The sequence below is a fragment of the Mycobacterium decipiens genome (assembly GCF_963853665.1).
GTDB classification, from domain to species: domain Bacteria; phylum Actinomycetota; class Actinomycetes; order Mycobacteriales; family Mycobacteriaceae; genus Mycobacterium; species Mycobacterium decipiens.
Window position 1 is genome coordinate 2,814,908 of sequence record NZ_OY970459.1, and the last position, 20,661, is coordinate 2,835,568.

Here is a 20,661-nt window from a genome sequence, read left to right on the forward strand (position 1 = left end):
ACCGCTTCACCGGGATGGCCGGTTGTCGCTCGCCGCGAATTCTTGTTCGGGCCTTCCCGTGGTGCCGTAACGCAAGCCGACGGTGACGTTCCCGGTGGACGCCAACGCCGCCAGATACCGTTGAGCGGTCGCCCGCGATATCCCGATCGCCGCAGAGACCTCCGCCGCTGACATCGGCGCCTCCGATGCTCGCAAGGCCTGCAGCACAAGCTGTTTGGTCGGGGAGACCGTGGTCGTGGCGGACTGCGCCGGGGCGGCTCTGGGGCGCAGCGCATCCAGAGCCGCGTCCACGTCGGCGGCGCTGAGATTGGGGCTGGCCAGGATTTTGCGGTAGCGGGCATATCCCGCCAGTCGTGCGGCGAGTTCGGTGGTCGCGAACGGCTTGACGAGGTAGCTCACCGCGCCGGCGGCCATCGCAGCGCGGATCGTGTCCGCCTCGGTTGCCGCTGTTAGCACCATGCTGTCTCCGCGCAGTTCGCGCACGAAATCGATTCCCGAACCGTCCGGCAGGTAGACGTCGACCAAGGCAAGGTCGACGCCGGGGCCCTGTTGGGCGGCCTCGCGCGCAGCGGCCAGGGTGTTCGCAGTGGCGGTGACCGTGAAACCCGGCATCGCGGTGACGATTCCGGCATGCATGTTGGCCACGCGGAAGTCGTCGTCGACCACCAGCACGGTCAGGTCTGTGCCACCCATTGCGCCTCCTCTGCCATCACGCCCGGCAGCCGGGCGATGAACTCCGCGCCGCGCAGCCCCGCCCCCGCTTCTGGTTTGGCGGCGGGATTGCCGGGACTCGACAGCCAGAGGTCGCCACCGAGGGCACGACTGATCTGGCGGGACAACGCAAGCCCGATACCTCGCCCCCCGGGTATGCCGGAGTCTGGTTTAGTCGTCGTGCCCTCGGTGAACAGCTGCTCGACGAAATCGGGCGCGACGCCATCGCCGCTGTCGGCCACCGTGACATGCAGCGTTGAATTCTCTTGCAGCAGCTCGACTTCCACCTCTTTGGGAGTATCCGCACTAGCACCGCTCACTCGGGCAGCATCGATCGCATTGTCCAGCAGGTTACCCACCACGGTGGTCACGTCGACGGGCAGCTCCAGCCGGCCAGATACCCAAGTGTTCTCGCCAATCTTCAGCGTTACCCCGGCTTCCCGGGCAGCCGCGGCCTTGGCCGCCAAGAACGCCTGTAGGTGGGTATCGCGAATGGAGTCGATACCGGGCACCGCCGAACCCAGCGGGCCCGCACCGAGGAGCTCTTCCAAATACCGCATCCCCTCCTCGAGATGACCGGTGTGCAACAGTCCGTTCAGCAAGTGCAAACGGTTCGCGAACTCGTGGCGCTGGGCGCGCAGCGCGGTGCTCATCACCCGCACCGCGTCCAGTTGCCGGGTCAGTGACTCGACATCGGTTCGGTCCCGGACCACCAGTACGGTTCCCAGCTCACGGCCCTCGCGCGACACTCTTCGCGCCGAGACCACCACGATCCGTTGGCCGACCGTGGCCAGCGTGGGTGTGGCATCGGCCGCCGTGAACACCTCGAGGACACGCGGGGTCAACCCGATCGCATCGATGCGCCGACCCAGTTCATTGCCGATCTCAAGCAGTCGGCATGCCTCGTCGTTGACGAAGGTGACTTTCCCTGCCTTGTCGGTGGCTAACATGCCCTCGCCGATGCCGTGTAGCACCGCCGCCTGAGTGCGCACCAGCTCGGCCATCTCGGCCGGCCGTAGGCCCAGTGTCAGCCCTCGCCACCGCCGGGCCAGCGCCACCGAGCCGGCGACACCGATCAGCAGGGCCGCACCTCCCAACGGGGCCAGCACGCGCAGATTTCTGGAGAACTGCTCATCGAACGCCTTCGTGGAGATGCCAACGCTGACCATACCCAGCACTTTTTCCGAACCCGGTTCCAGCACTGGGACTTTGCCGACGATCGACCGTCCTAGGGTGCCGGATTGATGGAGCACTTCCTCGTGTCCGGCCAGCACTTTTGTCGGATCCGTGCTGACCCGCAGCCCCAACTGGTCACGAACGGGATGCGCCAACCTGATGCCATGCGAGTTGGCGATGACCACGAACAGCACATGGGTGCGCTGCCCAACCCGTGATGACACGGCTTGCAGCGGACCGGCCGCTAGTTCGTCAACCAGTGCCGGACTCCGGGTCAACGAGGTCTGGTCGTAGCGGGAGATGTTGCCCAGTACCGTCGGGGAGGCGGCCACGACGCGAGCGATATCCAATGCATGATTGCCGTACTGGATGTCCAACCGGTGGCGATTGAACTGGACGAACAGCACGAAGGCGACCATCAGCGTCAACGTCACAACTACGAGTTGCAGCTGCAGTATCCGGCTGGCCAGTCGCAAGTCGATGCGGCCCCTGTAGGCCATGAAGGGACCTTAGCACGCGACCTGAGCAAAATGCGCAAAAGTGCGGGCGCGGTTTCGCGGGGAATCTCCGTGGGTAGTGCTAAGGGCCCGTGCGCAATTCGCCATCTCCGATCACAGGTGAGTCAGGAGCCGCTCGGCGAATGCCTCGGGATGCTCCCGGTGCATGAAGTGCCCGCCCCGGACCTCCTCGACGAGGTACTCGTTCCCGAACATCCGGGCCGCACCCCGATAGTCCGCAGGCTCGACGATGGGGTCATCGAGCCCCGCAAAGACGATCGTCGGCACCGTGATTCGCGCCTTCAGTGATGCCGACGGTACCGGGGAGAGCTTTCGGTAGTACCCGAACGCCGCGTTCAGGCTCGCCCGGTTTGAGAAGCTCGCGCGCACGGCATCGAATTCCTTGGGGTCGGGGTTCCAGGTAGGGGACCACCGCCGATAGATGGCGGGGAGCGCGGCGAAGTCATTGCGCGCGAAGCGGTTCGGCGCCCCTGGCAGCTTGTAGGCCGCGAAGTGCCGGGCGCCCCAAAGCTTCTTCAGCGATGGCTTGAGCGCCCCCGGGTGGGGAATGCCGATGGTAACCAGCTTCTTCACCCGGTCCGGGTGAAGCGCCGCCGCCCCATACGCGGCCGAGGCTCCCCAATCGTGCCCGATAACGACGGCGTCGCGGGCGCCGAGCGCATCGATCAACGCCAGGGCATCGCGCGCCAAGGTCTCTTGATCGGGGTCGCCGTCCGGGACCGCCGTCGGGTGGTACCCGCGCATAAACGGGCTGACCGCGCGGTAGCCCTTGGCGGCTATGCGCGGACGAAGATCGTCCCAGGAATGCGCCGTGTCCGGGAACCCGTGCAACAGGAGCACCAAAGGCCCAGAGCCCTCCTCGAGATAGGCAAATTTCAGCCCGTTCGCATCGACGAAATGAATCGCATCAGCCATGGCTTGGGGACACTACGCCAATCACCGGGCTATGAACAGATTGGAATGCGCCGCCGGCACCCGGCACTAGGCGCGGCCGAATGCTGTTTCCGGGGGTGCATTTCGCGTTAGGCTGGGCCGCTTTTGGGTGGGCAGCCGGCCGTTGTGTCTTCGGCTGTCTTGCCGTGCTGAACGCTAATGTGTACGCCGACACCCCGGTGGCAACGCGGACGCCGCGCAGGCCGGCCCGCGGGGAGGAGCACAAGTGCGGATCGATCGGTTCAGCCCGTTCACACTCCGGCCGCGACGATGGATAGCCCGAGCGGCTCCGTGGTGAGCCTTTCGATCAGTGATGCGCTCCGCAGCTGACAAGCGGTGGCCACGGCTGGTGGGTGCTGCTGCCCTGGCGGTGCTGGGCACCTGCGGTGCGGCCGTGGTGCTGACCACGCCGCGCTCGATCCAGGGGCGGGCCCCGTCGGCGAGCCTGGTGTCGCGATCGAACTGGGCTATCGCCAGTGCGTTGCCGGCCAGCGGGGATTTCCCGGCCGACTGGGGGTATTCGTTGACGGGGCGGTTGCGGCGAGCCCCATCGCCAAGCAGCGTGGCGCCGGCTGCCCTTCCCAGCGCGGGCCCGGCTGCGGTCTACTCGCCGGCGGCATGCCGAAGCATCCCCAAAGTCCTGGACCACTCCGACGCCGACCTGGCCGGCTACGTCCAGGTCGACCGGTACATCCAAGTGTTCGTGCAGGATGCCCCGCCAGCGGATGCCGCTGCGACGGGGGAAAACCGTGAGCACGGACCCAACGCCCGCTTCGCGATCTGGGCCGTTGCCGACGGTCCAGCCCGGATCGTGAATTACCTGAACTGGCTGGACCGGTGCGGCTCTTACCGGGTCACCAACCACTTTCTCGACGGCGCGGTCAAGAACGAGCGAACGGTCACCACCGAGGTGAAAGCACGCGGGGCCGGTGGCGCCGACGCCGCCGTCGCCGTCACTAGAACGTTTACCAGTGCCGGCAGCATTGAGCCCTCGTCGACTTACCATGTCGCGTACTACGCGGTGCGCGGCGTCCTGTTGGAGTGCACCATCTATCTGGAGGGCGCCGACCTGGATCTGGTACGGCGGCTCGCCACCCAGACGGTGCGAAAGTTGCGCGCGTTATGAACGGCTTGGCGCGACTGCGTAGTTCACTGAGGCCCCGTGCGGTCGCCGCCGTGCTGTGCATGCTCGCGACCGCCGCCGTACTGATCACCGCGCCCGCCGTGGTGAGCGCCTTGAGATCGGACCCGTCCGGCCCGTCGGGCCCCGAGCCGCTCGCCCCAAGGCTGGCCGCACTCGGCGACCAAGAACTCGCGGACCTGTTGCCCAAGCGGAGCGAATTCCCGGCTGGGTGGACGGTCGACGAGACCAGGGAGCTTTCGGACACGTTCGGATACATCAGATATCCCGTGTCCGACGACGGTCTGGGCATTGATCCCATCGAATGCTTTGGGGTGGTCGGGGTCGCCTCAACCGGCGCGTTCGACGCGGCCCAGGTGGTCGGGCACGACACCGCCGACCCGGCGGAGGTCGCCGATCGCACGGACATCCGCCTGATGGTCGGACGTGAATTCGACCCGAGAGGGTTCGATGCGTTCGTCGACCTGGTATCACGATGCTTGCGATTTAGTAGCACCGCCGCCGGCTCCTACACGGTGCGCATCCACGAGGACTCTCGACCGACCGCTGGGCCGCAGCGCTTCCGGTACTCGCTCACCACAACGATCACCGACGAGCCCGCCAACGAGACGCGCACCGATTATTACTCCTACGCACGCACCTCAGGGTTGATTCTGACCGGTTCGGCCAGCACCGGGCACCAACCGGCCTTCGATGCCCTGTTCGACAGCACCCTGCGGCGAATCTCCAACCGCTGACCCGTCCAGCGCTGTCGTCAGACAACGGGTGCACTCACGTCGGAGGTCTCATCGTTTGCGCCGTTCATCTCGGCTTGGAACAGGCAGTATTGCTCCGCGCGGCCGGGCCGGCGCTGGGCGATGAGCCAACCCAGGGTGAGGCCCACGAACCATAGCGGGAACCATGCCAACGCGAGCGCGGTTTCGGGTTCAGTGGTCAGCGCCCAGACCACGAACATGAAGAACGCAAGGACGGCCCAGCACATCGCCACGCCCCCGGGCATCTTGTAGACCGAGGCGGTGTGGCGCTGCGGGTGTCGGCGCCGGTAGACCAGATAGCTGACGATGATCATCGCCCACACAAACATGAACAGCAACGAGGAGACCGTCGTGACGAGCGTGAACGCGCCAATCACCGACCGGCCGGCATACAGCACCGGGATGGAGGTCAGCAGCAGCGGAGCCGTCAGCAGCAGGGCGGGCGCGGGCACGCCGCCGCGGTTGAGTCGGCGGAAGGCCGCCGGGGCGTGGCCTTCGTCGGCGAGGCCGAAAAGCATTCGCCCGGTAGAGAAGAATCCCGAGTTCGCTGACGAGGCCGCCGCGGTGATCACGACGAAGTTGACGATCGAGGCCGCGGCGGCAAGTCCGGCCAGCGAGAACATCGCCACAAACGGGGACTGACCGCCGGCGAACTGCCGCCACGGCACCACGGCCAGGATCGCCAGCAGCGCACCGATGTAGAAGACCGCCACCCGCAGCGGAACCGCATTGATCGCGCGGGGAAGGGTGCGGCGCGGGTCGAGGGTCTCGGCCGCCGCGGTGCCCACCAGCTCCACACCGACGAACGCAAAAAACGCGATCTGGAAGCCACTAACCACACCCAGGAAGCCCGTTGGGAAGAACCCGCCGTCGTTCCACAGGTTCTCGATCGTTGCGCGATCACCATGCGGGGAGACGAAGTTGGTCGCCACCAGGATCGCACCGATGGCGATCAGACAGATGATGGCGACGACCTTGATCAAGGCGAACCAGAACTCCAGCTCCCCGAAATGGCGGACGCTGAACAAATTGACCAGAATGATCAAGCCGACCGTGACCACGGCCGGGAGCCAGGTGGGCAGGTCGGGCCACCAGAACTTTGAGTAGCCGGTGATCGCGACCAGCTCTGCGATGCCGGTGACGACCCAGGCGAACCAGTACGACCACCCCACGAAAAAGCCCGCCGCAGGGCCCAACAGGTCGGCGGTGAAGTCGACGAACGACTTGTAGTTCAGGTTCGACAGCAGCAGCTCGCCCATCGCGCGCAGCACGAAGAATATGAAGAAGCCAATGATCCCGTACACCAGCAGCACCGCCGGACCGGCGAGGGAGATCGTTCGCCCGGATCCCATGAAGAGGCCGGTGCCGATCGCGCCTCCGATCGCGATCAACTGAATATGACGGTTGGCAAGACCCCGACGCAGGTGCGGGACCGCGTCAGCGGCATCGGAAGGGGTGCGGTCGATCGACACGGTGGCGTCCTCGTCAGTGATGCAGTCCTGGCAGAGATTGATCTTCGTCGCCGAGTACGCGGCCGCGACGTCGTTGTTCCATCGGCCAGACCATTGTTTCCACGGCCACACCCTACGAAGCTCGCGCGGGCGTAGCGCCGGTCGTTCACTAAGAAACACTTGCATATGTGCTCGAACTGATTGCTCCCACCGCTTTCGGTCGCGTCCTACGCCAGGAAGACACCCGTCGAGGTGATCACGTCGCCGGCAGCCACATCGCTCTTAGTGAGCCTTGCGAACAGCAGACCCACGTTGTCGCCGACCTTCGCCGTGTCCACCCTTTTGCGAAAGGCTTCGATGGCGTCGACCCTGACGGCGGAGCCGTCGTTGATCCGGACCTCGTCACCGATGCGCAGCTCCCCATACTCAACGCGGCCGGTAGCCACAATCCCGCGGTTGCGAATGAAGAACACGTCCTGGACCGTCATGCGGAACATGTGCGGAACGCTACCCGCCCGACCCAGGTCCATCACGCGTGCCACCGCGTCGTGCACCCAGCGGCGATAGCGGCAATTCCGTCGGGTGAACGTATGATTCGGTGGATGAAATTCGCTCCCCCAATTGGGGGAGAACAACGTGGCCTATGCGTCCGGCGCGCCCAGCGCGTGAGTGCACTCAGGACACGAAATATGCTGCTGCAGTTAGTCTTTAATGCAGTCGCTGCGCTCGGCCGGACGGCGCCGCACTTCGGCACGGTACCGCCGAGCCGCCCTGGCGCCGAGACCCCGGTTGTGGCATACCTGTGGAGTGATTGAAGTTACGTTGCTCGGCACCGGCAGCCCCATTCCGGATCCGCAGCGGGCGGGCCCGTCGACGCTGGTGCGCGCGGGCGGTCAAATACTCCTGGTGGACTGCGGCAGGGGAGTGCTGCAACGTGCTGCAGCGGTTGGTGTGATGGCGAACGCGCTGACCGCGCTGTTGGTGACCCATTTGCACAGCGACCACATCGCGGACCTCGGTGACGTGCTGATCACTCGGTGGGTCAGCACATTTAGACCCGACCCGGCGCCGTTGCCGATCATCGGCCCACCGGGAACCGCCGCCACGGTGGAGGCGACATTGGCCGCCTTCGGCGCCGACATCGGCTATCGGATTGCCCACCACGCCGACCTGACCCAGCCTCCCGCCGTCGCCGTGTACGAACACACCGAGGGAACGGTTTGGGACCACAACGGGGTGCGGGTCCTCGTCGCACCGACCGACCATCGACCTGTGTCTCCGACGATCGCCTTTCGCGTGCAGCATGACGGCGTGTCGGTAGTGTTGGCCGGGGACACCGTGCCCTGCAACAGCCTTGACCGGCTTACCGCCGGCGCGGATGCGCTGGTACACACCGTAATCCGCAAGGATCTTCTGAATGCTGTGCCGCTGCAACGCATGCGCGATATCTGCGACTACCACTCCTCGGTGGAAGAGGCGGCTTCGACCGCGGCTCGCGCCAGGGTAGCTACCTTGGTGCTCACCCATTGCGTGCCGCCGATCGCGCCGGGTCAAGAGGAGGCCTGGCGAGCGTGCGCAGCCGCACATTTCGACGGTCGCATCGAGCTGGGACCCGATCTGCACCGCATCGAGGTACAACGCACAACCTAGCGGACACATTTCCAACTTGGCGTCCCGCGGTCGGGTCGGCATCGGTGGCCCAGCGTTATCAGTAGTGCGCAAACTGCCGCGCCATTCGGTCTGGGAAGCAACAATGGGAGGGCACCCGTCCGCCTTGTCGGCCGGGCCCACAGAGCTTTTTCCCAGATCGCTTGGAGCAGCCCATGGCCCACCCCAATCAACGCGTCACTGTCGTCGTGGCCGACGATCACCCGGTAACGCGCCAGGGGGTAGTGCGCGCCCTGAACGCCAGCGGGCGGGTGGAGGTCCTCGCCGAGGTGACCGACGGTCGCGCGGCGCTAGACGCCATCCGTAGACTGCGGCCCGCGGTAGCTCTGCTCGACTACCAGATGCCCGGGCTTGACGGCCTTGAAGTCACCCACGCGATAGCTCGGGACGGGTTGCCCACCCACGTGGTGCTGCTGAGCGCCTTTGACGACAGCTCGGTCGTTTACAAGGCTATTGCCGAGGGCGCTTCGGGGTATTTGACCAAGGAATCCGACAGCGACGAGATCGTCGACGCCGTGGTCCGATGCTCCGGCGGCGCCACCTATCTACCCACCGGGGTAGCCGGGGGACTGGTCGGTGAGGTCAAACGCCGGGCCAGAGGAGCGTCGACCGTATTGACCCATCGCGAGAGCCAGGTGGTGGCGATGATCGCCGACGGGCTGTCGGTTCCGCAGATCGCGTCGCGACTTCATCTGGCTCCCAGCACCGTGAAGACGCATGTGCAAAGCCTCTACGAGAAGCTTGGTGTCGCTGACCGGGGAGCCGCGGTCGCCGAGGCGATGCGGCGTCGATTGCTGGAATGACTTGTGCCGAAAGGCCTTTTGCTATCCGGCTGACACCGGACGTGCCATCACTGTGGGACGGAACCCGTATCGCGGAGGGGGGTTGCCACCATCCCGACCGGTGCTCGTCGCCATCGGCATCCCGGGAATACCGGGTCCTCCTCCCATGACTGTCGGGGCGCCGCCCAGACTGATACCCGGCAACGCGGCCGCGCCGGGGCCCTGCGCCGGGGCCGCGACGGCCCAACTCGGCGGCACGGACAACGCTCCGACTGACGCAACACGGCCCAAGCCCGCCGGCATCGCCGCCGGTCTCGCGCTCAGCCCGGCTGCTCCCACCACGCCGGCGGCGGACCGCAGCGCGCCTCCAGCCGACCCCATCGCCTTCGCCGCAGTACCGGCACTCCCGGCGAGCCCATTCATCGCGCCTATCGCCGACATGCACGAACTCAGGATCGACGAGGGCACGATCGCAAAGACAGTCATGTCGGCGGCGAACTCCAACACGTCGTGCACCAAGTGTGCGGGTGTGATTGACGCGAGCCGCTGCAGCGCCTGGGGCACGGCGGTAATTACCCGGGAGCCCGTCGATATGACGATATGTGCGCGGGTTGGTGCCGTGCCGACGGCCTGGGCAACCGCGGCGGCCTGCCCGGCCAGCCCGGCCGGGTTGGTGGTCGCCGGCGGCGGGGGGAACGGCGTCAATGTCGCTGCCGCCGCCGAGGCGGCGGCGTAGCCGTACATCGCGGCCACGTCCTGGGCCCACATCTCGGCGTAGCGGGCTTCGGTGGCGGCGATCGCCGGGCTGTTCTGCCCCAAGAAGTTGGTCGCGGTCAGCGACATCAGCAGGGCACGGTTTGCCGCGATCTTCCCCGGCGGCACTGTCATCGCGAACGCTGCCGCATGGGCGGCCGCGGCAGCGTTGGCTTGGGCACGCGCCTGCCCAGCCTGAGCGGCTGTGGCGCTTAACCACGCCACATGGGTGGTAGCCGCGGCCGCCATCGATATCGATGCCGGCCCCAGCCACACCCCACCGGTCAACGCAGAGATCACCGAGGCGTATGAGGCCGCGGCCGTATGCAGTTCGTCGGCCAGCTCGCCCCATGCTGCCGCGGCCGCCAGCATGGACCCGGGCCCGGGACCGGAATACATTCGGCCAGAGTTGGTCTCCGGAGGCAAAGCTGCGAAATGCATGTCCGATCCTCGGGTAATCAGCTGCTGGCGGCGACCACGTTTACCGCCTCATAGCGGCCGGCCCACGCGCTCGAAGCCAGATATCTAAAGGTGCCGCGCCAAGATGGCGGTGCCTATCGGCTGAGCGGTTAGCCAGAGGATGAGAATGCGCCCCCCAATTGGTGGAGCCCGGCTTCCCCGTCGAGGGCTGGCTCGATCTCGCGCCGGTGGCGGTCAGTGCCGAAGCGGCAGTTCAACCCGAAGGTGTGCCCCCACGTGCTCATCGATGATGCTCAGCGTGCCCCCGGCAGCCTCCACCCGCGCGCGATGTGAGGCCAGACCGATATGGCCCAGCGCGAGACGGCGCGCCGCGGCGTCACGAGTGATCCCAATTCCGTCGTCTGCCACGTCGATACGAGCCACGCCGTCGACAACGGCCAGTTTCACCGATGCCGCGCTGGCACCCGAATGACGGGCAACGTTGGACAACAATTCGCGAATCACCCCGAACAGGATGGGATCGATCACATTCGAGCCCGGGTAGTCGATTTCAGTGGTGATGGCTAGGTTCGAGCGCTCCGCGGTGACCGAGGCTAGTTTCTCGACCGCGGCGGCCAATCCAACCTGGTTTAGCACGGCTGGGTGTAGCTCAAAGGTCGCTTCACGCAAGAGCCGGGAAGCGTGCTGCAAGCTGGCCAGCGCATGCTTCAGGGGCGCGTCCGGAGCGAGCTTCAGGAAGTCGGCGATATCACGGCGGGCGGCCAGCACATCTTGCAGCGGTCCGTCGTGGATGGATTCTGAGATCTGCCGCCGCTCCGCTTCCGACGCGGTCATCGTCTCAGCGAGTAGCTCTTCGCGGGACGAGGTCAGTTTGGCCATTTCGTCGACATTGCGCAACCGGAAGAACACCACCAATAGTGCTGTGCTGCAGATAAATCCGTACATCAGCACGATCAGCCCCGCTACCGCCGGCCCAATGCGCGACACGATCACCGGGTCGTGCAGAAGCGATCCGGTGAAGATCACGAAGCTGCAGGCCAGCACGGTAGCCGCCCGCCGCAACGACAACTCGGCAGCGACCAGCCGCGGCAGCAGCGCCATCACAAACAGCGGAATGTATCCGCCCGGCGACAACAGCTTGAAGCCGAACACCGCCATGACGTCAACCAAGGCGAGGATCAACAGTGTTCTGTCGCTGGTAAACACGGCACGTGTCGCGGAGAACGCCACCCTCAGCGCGCAGATCGCAATCAATGCGTAGCTGGCAAGCAGGCCCGTCTGCGCTGGCCATAGGGTCGAGTTGGTGTCGATTAGCAGTGCGCCGATCATGATGATGACGACGCCGACGCGAAGCATGGCCCCGGCTTGCAATGAACGCACCCGCTGTCTGCGGAGAACCTGCTCGACATCCGTGCTGCTCATCGTTTACCCAAGATACGGCGGTTTCGGCGGATGGCGGGGCGCAGGTCAGACAACGCTGACGCGCGCCAGCTTGGAGATCGTCGGATAGTACAGATCGCGACCCCATCCAACCGCAGGAAACACGATGCCCTGGAAGAGGCTTGGGACTCGGGCGCGCGCGCGTTCTTGACCGGTTTCGATGTCGATCACGACGACATCATCCGAGCAGCGGCTGGCACCGGCCGCGCGCACGTGACGGTTGTTCAGCAGTGGCCCCGCGTACGCCATGAGTCGCCGCAGACGCTGGGTGCGTAGCCGGGGCAGGTCGGCGTGATAGTCGTCGATGACGACCTCGCCGGTATCACCGAATCGGACCATGTGCGTCGCCGTAGCATACGGGCGCTGCCAAAGGCGTTGCAGCCCAGCATCACCAAAGCGCCAGGCGGCTAGTGCGCCGTTGGCCGAGTCGTAGCCGAGCGCGATGCGGCGCTTGGCGTCATACAACGGCGGGTTGGTCGCACTACCGTGTGCAGCGCCGCACACGTCGACGAATTCGTGATCGGTTACGTCCGTGAGGGAGACCCGGATCAGCTGAATGCCGCTCGGCGCCACGCCTGCGCCGAGCATCGAGTGAGTGTAGGTGTGGTCACCGTTGTTCAGAAACCACATCTGGCCGCCGTCGACGACGGGATCCCATCCGTAGCTATGGTCTGATCTGCCGCAATAGCGAAGCACCCAGTCGTCGTCGCGCTCGAGCCGCTCGGCCGCGGGATCCCAGACATAGCGATACACCGTCGTCACCCCGACCACATAGATCGTGTGCCCGTCGCTGGACAGTCGTGCGATCGTTCGCTCGGGCAACTCGATCTCCGCGCAACGTGGCTGCAAGCTTTCGGGTTCCAGCAGCGACAGTCGGGCGCGCTGTGCGCCTTTGCGGTCGAGATCTTTGGTGACGATCGTCCCGTCAGCGAGGATGACGAACGAGTTGTACGGACGCGGTTGAGGCAGTTTGCGGCTCGCGATCACCGAGCAGTCCGGCGCCAGGCGATGGCACCACCGGCCGAAAACCGTATACAACGATCCGTTGGCGTGGGCAGCCAACCCCCCCGGCCAGAACGGCCCGGCAGCCAGGTCCGGCGAGCGTTGCAGTGGCCGCAACGACTCGGGGTCGATGCGTTCGACCCACCCAGTCGACGGGCTGTCCAGCAGCCGCGGCCCCAGGGTGTGGCGCAGCACGTACACCTCGCCGGGATCGCGCAGCACCACCATCGTCACCGCGTAGGCATCGCGGCTGATCACCTCGAGGCGCTCACCGTCGGCGATGCCCAGTCCGCAGGTGCCGTGCGGTGTTTGGGTGCGGCGTGGGCCGCCGTCCTCACCTGGCCATGGGCTCGGCCAGTATCCCGCCAGTGCAGCATCCGAACTCATATGGCTGACTCGTTCCGGACGAGCACTTGGGTATCACCGCATGCCGGCAACGAAAGCATTGACACCCCACCAGTTTCCACGCGCAATGACGCAACCTGACACAAACTCAGCGTCCCGACGATCACCTCATCGGACATGCTGGACCACAATGGTTTTCGGCTCTAGCGCGTCGCTACGGTGTGACCGGGTGGACGCTGGTGAGCAGAGTGAGCAGATGCTCGGCGAGTTGCTCACCCCGGTCTTCCTGTAGGAAGTGCGCCGCGCCCGCAATCCTCACCTGCTCGCCCGCGGTGGGTATCAAGTCACAAAAGGCTTGCCCCGACTTCGGATACGCAAAGACCGGGTCCGTGTCGGAAAATGCAACGAGGGCCGGCTTATTCCACCGGGAGAGCTCATCGATGACCGTCCGCATCTCGTTCGCACCCGGACCGTCTTCGGCAGTCGGGACCAGCAGCGGAAACTGCGCGGCGCCAGCCTTTGACTCAACCGTGGGAAACGGCGCGTCGTACGCGGCGACGATGTCGTCGGGCAGCTGACTCGTCGTGGCGCCCTGGATTACGACACCCACCGGCAGATCCGGGTTCTTTTCCGCGAAGGCACGCCAGGCCAAGAATCCTTTGGACACCTGCCCGACGAACAAACCGGTATTCATGATCATCAGCGCGTCAACCCTGGCGGCATTCTCTGTTGCCCAGCGCAGTCCGATCGGGCCGCCCCAGTCCTGCACGACAACAGTTGCGTTGTGCACGTCGAGCGCACCCAACACCTTCGCGACCAGCTCGCTGTGCCGGTCGAAGGTGTACCAGCGGCGGTCCGTGGGCTTGTCGGATCGTCCGAAGCCGGCGTAGTCGGGCACGATGACCCGGTGCCCCGCCGCGACGAGCGGCGGCAGCATCTTGCGATACAGGTACGCCCAGGTCGGCTCGCCGTGAAAGCACACGACAGGCGATCCCTCGCGTGGCCCCTCGTCCAGATAGTGCATCCGCAATCCGTCGACGTCCAGGTAGTTGGGTGCGAAGCCATATCCCGGAAGTTGCTCGAACCGCGAATCGGGTGTACGGAAAACCTCCAAGGTGGACGAACTCATTGCTGCTATCTCCATTCGATAGTGGGCTGCGCTCCAGCACGTCACGGACACGTCAAGATTTCCCACAACGTATCGGATGTTTGACCGACCAGTCAACTATCGGATACGCTGGCTGGGTGCCGCGAACCTCGGATGCTCGTGATCGCATCGTGTCAGTCGCGGCACGGCTGTTCCTCGAACGCAGCTACCACGATGTGGGTGTAGAGGAACTTTGCGCCGCGGCCGATGTTCGCAAAGGCAGCTTCTACCACTACTTCTCGTCGAAAGCTGACTTGGCGAAAGCGGTAATTGACCTGCACATGCAGGCATTTCTAGCCCGGCTGACCAGCGAGCCCGGTGCCACACCGGCCGAGCTGCTGCTCGCGATACCAGACGCCATCAGTGCCATCCAGACCGCACTGCACGGTCAGTTCGGACGCTTCGTCGGCTGCCCGTTCGGCAACATGGCCGCTGAGTTGGCTACCACCGACGAAGCGGTGCGCATCCACCTCGCCGCGCGGTTGGCCGCGCTCGAAGAACACCTAGCAGCAACCTGTCGCGAGGCTGCCGCACACAACATGCTTCGCAACGGCGTCGACCCGGACCGGCTCGCGCATGCCCTATTCGCCCACTACCAGGGCCTTATCCTGCTTGCCAAGCTACATGGTTCGAGCGCTAACGCTCTGGCACCTGCGCTACACGACTTCCTGGACGGCTACCTAGCCGACCCGCATCGCCGCACCATGCCTAGCCGGACATCTTGACCACAAGCTTGCCGACGTTCTTGCCGTCGAACAGCATGTTGATTGCCGTCGGCAGCTGCTCGAAGCCTTCGACGACGGTCTCGAGCGGTTTGAGTTCGCCCTCGGCGATCAGGCCGGCGATCTCGGCGACCGCCTCCGGCGAGCGGCCGAAGTGGTCCCCAACGATGAAGCCCTGCACCGTCGCCCGCGCAATGAGCAGCTTGCCGAACGCGCGTGGTCCCGGCGGCGGGTCGACCGAGTTGTAGCCGGAGATCAGGCCGCACAGCGCGACCCGCGCGCGGACGTTGAGGCGCGCGAAGATCGCGTCCATGATGTCGCCGCCGACGTTTTCGAAGTCGACGTCGATGCCGTTGGGCGTCGCCGCGGCGAGTTTGGCGGCCCAATCGGGAGCGCGGTGGTCGACGGCCGCATCGAAGCCGAGCCGGTCGGTCAACAGAGCGCACTTCTCGGCGCCGCCGGCGATCCCGACGACGCGCGCGCCGTCAGCCTTGGCGAGCTGGCCTGCCACCGAGCCGACCGCACCCGCCGCGGCCGAGACCACGACTGTCTCGCCCGGCTGCGGCTTGCCGATGTCGCGGATCCCGATCCACGCGGTGAGCCCGGTCATCCCGAGCGCACCCAGGTAGGCACTCGGCGAGACGCCCTCGGCGACCTCGACCGGCAACAACGGCATCGCATCCGAGACGATCGCGTACTCCTGCCAGCCGATCAGACCCTGCACCGTCTGGCCAACCGGGTATTTCGGATTCTTCGACGCGACAACCTCGCCGAGCCCGAGGCCACGCATGACCGCGCCGATGCCGACCGGCGGCAGGTACGTCGGCGTGTCGTTGATCCACGCGCGGTTCGCCGGATCCAACGAGATCCAATCGACGCGTACCAGCGCCTCGCCGTCGCCGATCTCGGGCACCGCTTGTTCGCTGAGCTCGAAGGTGTCCGGGCCGATGCGTCCGGTGGGGCGTTCGCGCAGCAGAAAGCGGCGGTTTCGATCCGGCATTACCGCACCGTACCGCCAGTACGCCGACGGGAGACGCGTTGGGGTGGCGAGTGCTATAACGCAACACATGTCAGGATCTGGGCACACCATCACCCATGTTTCGGATACGGCCCGGTGGACGGCGTTGCATCGAGCAACCGAATCGGCACGGCCAGATGCGTTGTTCAGTGACCCGCTTGCCGAGCGACTGGCCGGTGAGCAGGGCCGTGCCATCGTCGCCCGGGTTCCACGGATGGCGCGCAGCGGTTGGTGGCTTGTCGCCCGCACCAAGATCATCGACGACGTCATTGTCGAAGCGATCGCCGGCGGCTGTGACCGGGTGTTGAACTTGGCCGCCGGATTGGACACCCGCCCGTATCGTTTGGACCTTCCGTCCGATTTCACCTGGGTGGAGGCTGATCTGCCGCAGTTGCTCACGGAAAAAACGCAGCTGCTTGCCGACCAGGCACCCACCTGCCGGTTAACCCGGATGGCCGTCGATCTGGCCGATGCTCGCGCCCGCGACGCATTCTTCAGAAGTGCGCTGGACGGCGCATCCAAGGCGCTAGTGCTAACCGAGGGCTTGTTGATGTACCTCGACGATCGCGATGTCGTCGCGCTTTCCGAGGCGATCAAGCAACCCGAGGTCGGCTGGTGGATGCTCGACTTCGCCGGCCCGGGCCTCAAGAACCTGATGAACAAGAAGATGGCCGGCATGCTGCAGAATGCGCCCTTCAAGTTCGCGCCTGAGAACGGGTTGGCCTACTTTGAAGAACTCGGTTGGCTCGTCATCGAGGCCGAGTCGCTGTTTTCGGCGGCCCGCCGGCTCCATCGCTTGCCGATATCGATGCGTCCGGCTGCCTGGTTGCCCCAGCCGGATCCGCGCCACCCGGGTAATCGGGCTTGGAGTGCGGTTGCTCTGCTTACCCGTCGTGCCTGACACGGTGGTCCGGTTATCGCCCCCCGGCACCCATCGTTTAGGCGTCCTAACAAGCAGGGCACAAACGCTCTTCACCGGTCGTTGCCTCTCCGCGGAGCTGGGCAGAAGATCCGGTTGAATTCGTGCGATGGGTGATTTTTCGAACACCCGCGTTTACACCGGTGCGGATTTTCAGCGAATTCACGGCTGATTCTCATCAAAAGACACGGCTAGGTCACAGCTTTGTGGCAATCCTGGACTACAAGGGTGAAAACACCGAGCCAGCATTTGGTGTTGCACCCCCAGTGCGGGTGAGTTGCGTTGATCTGAGAGGCGATGACAATCGTGGCGAAAGCGGCAGAGGCAACGGTGATTTTCCTTGAGTCCCACCCGGTGTGGGTTGCAGCTCAGCAGCGCGAAAAGCGGGTTCAGGAAGAGATGCGCCGCCATCCTGCGTTTCTGGGGCGGCAGCGCGCCGCCGAACGAGGTGGCGACGTCGCCGTCGGCGGCCGCGACTTCAGGGCATGCCACGGCAGCGACACACCCGCCTGAAGAGTGAGCCGCGAATACCGGCACCTGTCGCGATCGGTGAACGTCGACGGGCAAACCGGTCAGGCGCCTCCTGACCGGGATGGTGGCCAGCGGTAGCTCGGGGAGTCGGCCGCCGATCTCAAGTTCGTAAATCGGTTGATCGGATTGCCGCCCGCGATCCGTGTTTCCATTTGGGCGAAGACCGTGCCTAGCCGAGCTATGCCCACCCGGTGCAGCCCACGGGCAAACGATGGCCCCTACCGGCCAACCCACCTTTAACTACAGTGAGAATTGTGAGCACAGCGTCGGCGATCTGACGGCCGAGATGATGGCTTTTATCGAGTGAGCAGCCCTTCCGTCATTTCGCTACCTAATGACAAGGGCCGCAGATGACCACGTCGACCGACAACTTGACGATTCACCACCCGATCACCGTCGGAAGTGAAGAGTTCAATGCCAATCAGCACCGCTACTACGAGTGGATGCGCCGCCACGCACCGGTTTATCGGGGCAGGCTGAAGTTTGTCGAGGAACGCGATGTCTATTTCGTGTCCCGGCACCACGACTGCCTGAACCTGGTCACCGACCCGCGGATCCGCCGGCACGTCGCGGGAGCCCAACCGCTGCCGCTGCCCAAAGCGATCCGCATGCTCACCACCGACACCATGATCTATAAGGACGACCCCGAACACCTGCGGCTGCGCAAGCTGGTCAGCCATTCGTTCACCCCACGCACGATCAGCCACCTCGAGGCACGGGTCGAGAGCGTCACGCGCGGTCTGCTGGACCAAATGACGTCCGGGCAGGAAATCGACCTGCAACAGGCCTATGCCCTGCCGGTCCCGACCACGGTGATCAACGAATTGGTCGGGGTGCCCGAAAATGACCGCTACAGGTTCCGCGACTTCGTCGAAATCATGCTCGACGGGGTCAACTGCACGACCTGATCGAGCAGCGCCGCGCCGATCCTGGCGAAGACATCCTGACCGAGCTGATCCACGCCTGCGAGGAGGGCGAGCGCCTGTCCGACGACGAGGTCATCGCGATGGTGTTTTTGTTGATCGGCGCCGGCTACGAAACCACCTATAACCTGATCACCAACGGAGTCGCTGCCCTGTTGGCCCACCCCGACCAGTTTTCCCGCCTGCAACGGCAACCCGAGCTGATCGGCAGCGCGGTCGAGGAGATCCTCCGTTTCACCGGCACGGTTGGCGGCACCGAGCCCACCACGTTTGCCGCCGAAGACATCACCCTGCACGGCACTACCATCCCGCGCGGGGCGATGGTGATGGTGCTGCTCGCCGCCGCCAACCGTGACCCCGCCGAGTTCGCCGATCCAGACCTCTTCGACATCACCCGCAGCCCGAACAATCATCTGGCGTTCAGCAAAGGCAATCACTTTTGCCTCGGCGCGCACCTCGCCCGGATGGAAACCCGGATCGCGATCGCCAACCTCATCGAACACTTCCCCAACCTGCGACTAGCAATTGCACCCGAGGAGCTGAGCCTCCTGCCGGTGCCGCTGCTGAACCGGCTCAACGGCCTGCCTGTGGTGTTGCGCTGAGGTTTTCGGCGAAGCCCGCCCGGCGCAGCACCGTATTCTGAAGACCGGACGAACGAGGGGACCGCGCCATGTCTCAGACACCCGCCACCACCCGCAGCATGTTTCCCGAGATCAGCTCACGAGCGTGGGAGCACCCCGCCGATCGGACCGCCCTGTCCGCGCTGCGCCGGCTCAAAGGCTTCGACCAGATCTTGAAGCTGATGTCCGGAATGCTGCGGGAGCGTCAGCACCGGCTGCTGTACCTGGCCAGCGCGGCGCGTGTCGGGCCGCGGCAGTTCGCGGACCTCGACGCGCTGCTCGACGAGTGCGTGGATGTGCTGGACGCGCCGGAGAGACCCGAACTTTATGTGATGCAGTCGCCGGGCCCGGATGCCTTCACCATCGGGATCGACAAGCCATTCATCGTGATCACGTCGGGGATGTACGACTTGATGACGCACGACGAGATGCGGTTCGTGGTGGGCCACGAACTCGGCCACGCCCTGTCCGGTCACGCGGTGTACCGCACGATGATGTTGCATCTGCTGCGGTTGGCGCGATCATTCGGCGTCTTGCCGGTCGGCGGCTGGGCGTTGCGTGCGATCGTCGCCGCGCTGTTGGAGTGGCAGCGCAAATCGGAACTGTCCGGGGACCGCGCCGGGTTGCTGTGCGCGCAGGATTTGGACACCGGGATCCGGGTTGAAATGAAGCTCGCTGGTGGCAGCCAGCTGGACAAGCTGGACTCGGAGGCCTTCTTGGCGCAGGCCCGGGAATACGAGAGATCCGGCGACATGCGCGATGGGTTACTCAAGCTGCTCAACCTGGAGCTGCAGACCCATCCGTTCTCGGTGTTGCGGGCCGCCGCCTTGACCGACTGGGTGGATTCCGGCGAATACGCAAAGGTGCTGGCCGGCGACTACCCGCGTCGGGCCGACGATCGAAACGCCAAATTCTCCGACGACCTCGGCGCGGCCGCCAAGCATTACAGAGACGGCTTCGACCAGTCCAACGACCCGCTGATCAACGGCATCCGCGACGGACTCGGCGGCATCGTCGATGGCGTGGGACGGGCGGCCTCGAACGCGGCCGATTCGTTGGGCCGCAGGATCAGCGAGTGGCGCCAGTCCTCGAAATGACGGCCGCGCCAGCCCGTGCCGGACATCCCGGCTCGACGGTGGACCGACCACGCCGTCCCGGGTTTACTTCCGGTCATGAACATGAGCCCCTTTGTCGCCCTGACCTCCCTGGCCGCGATCGCTAGCGCCGCATCGGGCGGAATGATGTTTGTGTTCTCCACCTTCATCATGCGCGGGTTGGACCGGACCGATCCGATCGAGGCCATCACCGCGATGCGCGGTATCAACGCCGAAGCCAACTCCAATCCGGCGTTTCTGCTGGCGTACTTCGGTGCGACGATCTTGGCTCTGGTGGTCGGCGTGTTGGCCGCGATCCAGTTGCGCCAACCCGGCAGCTGGTGGGTGCTGGTGGGAGCGGTCTTCGGGATCCTCGGCGCGATCATCACGATCGCCGTCAACGTGCCGCTCAACAACCATCTCGACGGCGTGAATCCGGCGGGGTTGTCAGCCGCCGATGCGGCCCGCGAGTGGCAGGCCTACTTCACGACCTGGACGGCGTGGAACCACCTGCGGACCGTTACCGCGTTCGTCTCCGCCGTGGTGATGCTGATCGGCGTGCGCTTCCGCTGAACAATCCGTCAGGGGGAGT

Annotated in this window: 21 protein-coding genes; 11 read left to right on the forward strand and 10 right to left on the reverse strand. The window is 65.2% G+C overall.

The window, feature by feature from the left end:
* Window positions 1-6 precede the first annotated feature (6 nt).
* From AADZ55_RS12590 to AADZ55_RS12600, 3 genes are all read right to left on the reverse strand, one after another.
* A complete protein-coding gene (locus AADZ55_RS12590) occupies window positions 7-693 on the reverse strand; it encodes a response regulator (RefSeq protein ID WP_085326804.1) in 687 nt (228 codons plus the stop codon).
* Window positions 675-2,387, reverse strand: coding sequence for a sensor histidine kinase (locus AADZ55_RS12595; RefSeq protein ID WP_207569141.1), 1,713 nt, complete (start codon window positions 2,385-2,387; stop codon window positions 675-677). Before AADZ55_RS12595 ends, AADZ55_RS12590 begins: the two co-directional genes overlap by 19 nt.
* 111 nt (window positions 2,388-2,498) lie before the next feature.
* On the reverse strand, window positions 2,499-3,320 hold the full coding sequence (locus AADZ55_RS12600) for an alpha/beta fold hydrolase (RefSeq protein ID WP_085326805.1): 822 nt from the start codon (window positions 3,318-3,320) through the stop codon (window positions 2,499-2,501).
* A gap of 388 nt (window positions 3,321-3,708) precedes the next feature.
* On the opposite strand from AADZ55_RS12600, the gene AADZ55_RS12605 reads away from it, so the two are divergent.
* Together AADZ55_RS12605 and AADZ55_RS12610 are read left to right on the forward strand one after the other, a co-directional pair.
* The gene (locus AADZ55_RS12605; protein ID WP_207569143.1) at window positions 3,709-4,464 is read left to right on the forward strand and encodes a hypothetical protein; all 756 of its coding nucleotides are present in this window, start codon (window positions 3,709-3,711) and stop codon (window positions 4,462-4,464) included.
* On the forward strand, window positions 4,461-5,216 hold the full coding sequence (locus tag AADZ55_RS12610) for a hypothetical protein (protein ID WP_085326807.1): 756 nt from the start codon (window positions 4,461-4,463) through the stop codon (window positions 5,214-5,216). The genes AADZ55_RS12605 and AADZ55_RS12610 overlap by 4 nt, the downstream gene beginning before the upstream one ends.
* 17 nt (window positions 5,217-5,233) lie before the next feature.
* On the opposite strand, the gene AADZ55_RS12615 is transcribed toward AADZ55_RS12610, so the two are convergent.
* Both AADZ55_RS12615 and AADZ55_RS12620 read right to left on the reverse strand, forming a co-directional pair.
* Window positions 5,234-6,706: an amino acid permease gene (locus tag AADZ55_RS12615; protein WP_341286309.1), complete on the reverse strand. Its 1,473-nt coding sequence runs from the start codon at window positions 6,704-6,706 to the stop codon at window positions 5,234-5,236.
* Window positions 6,707-6,912: 206 nt separating this feature from the next.
* On the reverse strand, window positions 6,913-7,182 hold the full coding sequence (locus AADZ55_RS12620) for an EF-Tu/IF-2/RF-3 family GTPase (RefSeq protein ID WP_085327353.1): 270 nt from the start codon (window positions 7,180-7,182) through the stop codon (window positions 6,913-6,915).
* A gap of 310 nt (window positions 7,183-7,492) precedes the next feature.
* On the opposite strand from AADZ55_RS12620, the gene AADZ55_RS12625 reads away from it, so the two are divergent.
* Together AADZ55_RS12625 and AADZ55_RS12630 are read left to right on the forward strand one after the other, a co-directional pair.
* Entirely contained in the window at window positions 7,493-8,335 is an 843-nt protein-coding gene (locus AADZ55_RS12625) for a ribonuclease Z (protein WP_085327327.1), read from the forward strand.
* Window positions 8,336-8,508: 173 nt separating this feature from the next.
* Window positions 8,509-9,156, forward strand: a complete 648-nt coding sequence (locus AADZ55_RS12630; RefSeq protein WP_085327328.1) for a response regulator transcription factor — start codon at window positions 8,509-8,511, stop codon at window positions 9,154-9,156.
* A gap of 21 nt (window positions 9,157-9,177) precedes the next feature.
* On the opposite strand, the gene AADZ55_RS12635 is transcribed toward AADZ55_RS12630, so the two are convergent.
* The 4 genes from AADZ55_RS12635 to AADZ55_RS12650 all read right to left on the reverse strand — a co-directional run bounded on the left by AADZ55_RS12635 (window position 9,178) and on the right by AADZ55_RS12650 (window position 14,209).
* Window positions 9,178-10,329 (reverse strand): PPE family protein, encoded by a 1,152-nt coding sequence (locus tag AADZ55_RS12635; protein WP_085327329.1) that lies wholly within the window; start codon window positions 10,327-10,329, stop codon window positions 9,178-9,180.
* Between the two features lie 213 nt (window positions 10,330-10,542).
* Window positions 10,543-11,730, reverse strand: coding sequence for a sensor histidine kinase (locus AADZ55_RS12640; RefSeq protein WP_085327330.1), 1,188 nt, complete (start codon window positions 11,728-11,730; stop codon window positions 10,543-10,545).
* 45 nt (window positions 11,731-11,775) lie between these two features.
* Window positions 11,776-13,137 carry a hypothetical protein gene (locus tag AADZ55_RS12645; RefSeq protein ID WP_085327331.1) on the reverse strand — a complete coding sequence of 454 codons (1,362 nt, stop codon included), beginning with the start codon at window positions 13,135-13,137 and terminating at the stop codon, window positions 11,776-11,778.
* A 172-nt stretch (window positions 13,138-13,309) separates the two neighbouring features.
* Complete coding sequence (locus AADZ55_RS12650) at window positions 13,310-14,209, reverse strand: haloalkane dehalogenase (protein ID WP_165759460.1); 900 nt, start codon at window positions 14,207-14,209, stop codon at window positions 13,310-13,312.
* A gap of 131 nt (window positions 14,210-14,340) precedes the next feature.
* On the opposite strand from AADZ55_RS12650, the gene AADZ55_RS12655 reads away from it, so the two are divergent.
* Window positions 14,341-14,967: a TetR/AcrR family transcriptional regulator gene (locus AADZ55_RS12655; protein ID WP_085327333.1), complete on the forward strand. Its 627-nt coding sequence runs from the start codon at window positions 14,341-14,343 to the stop codon at window positions 14,965-14,967.
* On the opposite strand, the gene AADZ55_RS12660 is transcribed toward AADZ55_RS12655, so the two are convergent.
* On the reverse strand, window positions 14,951-15,964 hold the full coding sequence (locus AADZ55_RS12660; protein ID WP_085327334.1) for an NADP-dependent oxidoreductase: 1,014 nt from the start codon (window positions 15,962-15,964) through the stop codon (window positions 14,951-14,953). The two genes, AADZ55_RS12655 and AADZ55_RS12660, sit on opposite strands and share 17 nt — an antisense overlap.
* A gap of 67 nt (window positions 15,965-16,031) precedes the next feature.
* Here AADZ55_RS12660 and AADZ55_RS12665 point away from each other — a divergent pair, with 67 nt between their 5' ends.
* The 6 genes from AADZ55_RS12665 (at window position 16,032) to AADZ55_RS12690 (ending at window position 20,642) form a co-directional block, all read left to right on the forward strand.
* Window positions 16,032-16,883, forward strand: coding sequence for a class I SAM-dependent methyltransferase (locus AADZ55_RS12665; protein ID WP_085327335.1), 852 nt, complete (start codon window positions 16,032-16,034; stop codon window positions 16,881-16,883).
* Window positions 16,884-17,198: 315 nt separating this feature from the next.
* Window positions 17,199-17,414 (forward strand): hypothetical protein, encoded by a 216-nt coding sequence (locus AADZ55_RS12670; protein ID WP_085327336.1) that lies wholly within the window; start codon window positions 17,199-17,201, stop codon window positions 17,412-17,414.
* 368 nt (window positions 17,415-17,782) lie between these two features.
* Complete coding sequence (locus tag AADZ55_RS12675; protein ID WP_085327337.1) at window positions 17,783-18,340, forward strand: cytochrome P450; 558 nt, start codon at window positions 17,783-17,785, stop codon at window positions 18,338-18,340.
* Complete coding sequence (locus AADZ55_RS12680; RefSeq protein ID WP_278248632.1) at window positions 18,340-18,957, forward strand: cytochrome P450; 618 nt, start codon at window positions 18,340-18,342, stop codon at window positions 18,955-18,957. Before AADZ55_RS12675 ends, AADZ55_RS12680 begins: the two co-directional genes overlap by 1 nt.
* 68 nt (window positions 18,958-19,025) lie before the next feature.
* Window positions 19,026-20,072, forward strand: a complete 1,047-nt coding sequence (locus tag AADZ55_RS12685; protein ID WP_085327339.1) for a M48 family metallopeptidase — start codon at window positions 19,026-19,028, stop codon at window positions 20,070-20,072.
* A 75-nt stretch (window positions 20,073-20,147) separates the two neighbouring features.
* Window positions 20,148-20,642, forward strand: coding sequence for a DUF1772 domain-containing protein (locus AADZ55_RS12690; RefSeq protein ID WP_085327340.1), 495 nt, complete (start codon window positions 20,148-20,150; stop codon window positions 20,640-20,642).
* The last annotated feature ends 19 nt before the right edge of the window (window positions 20,643-20,661 follow it).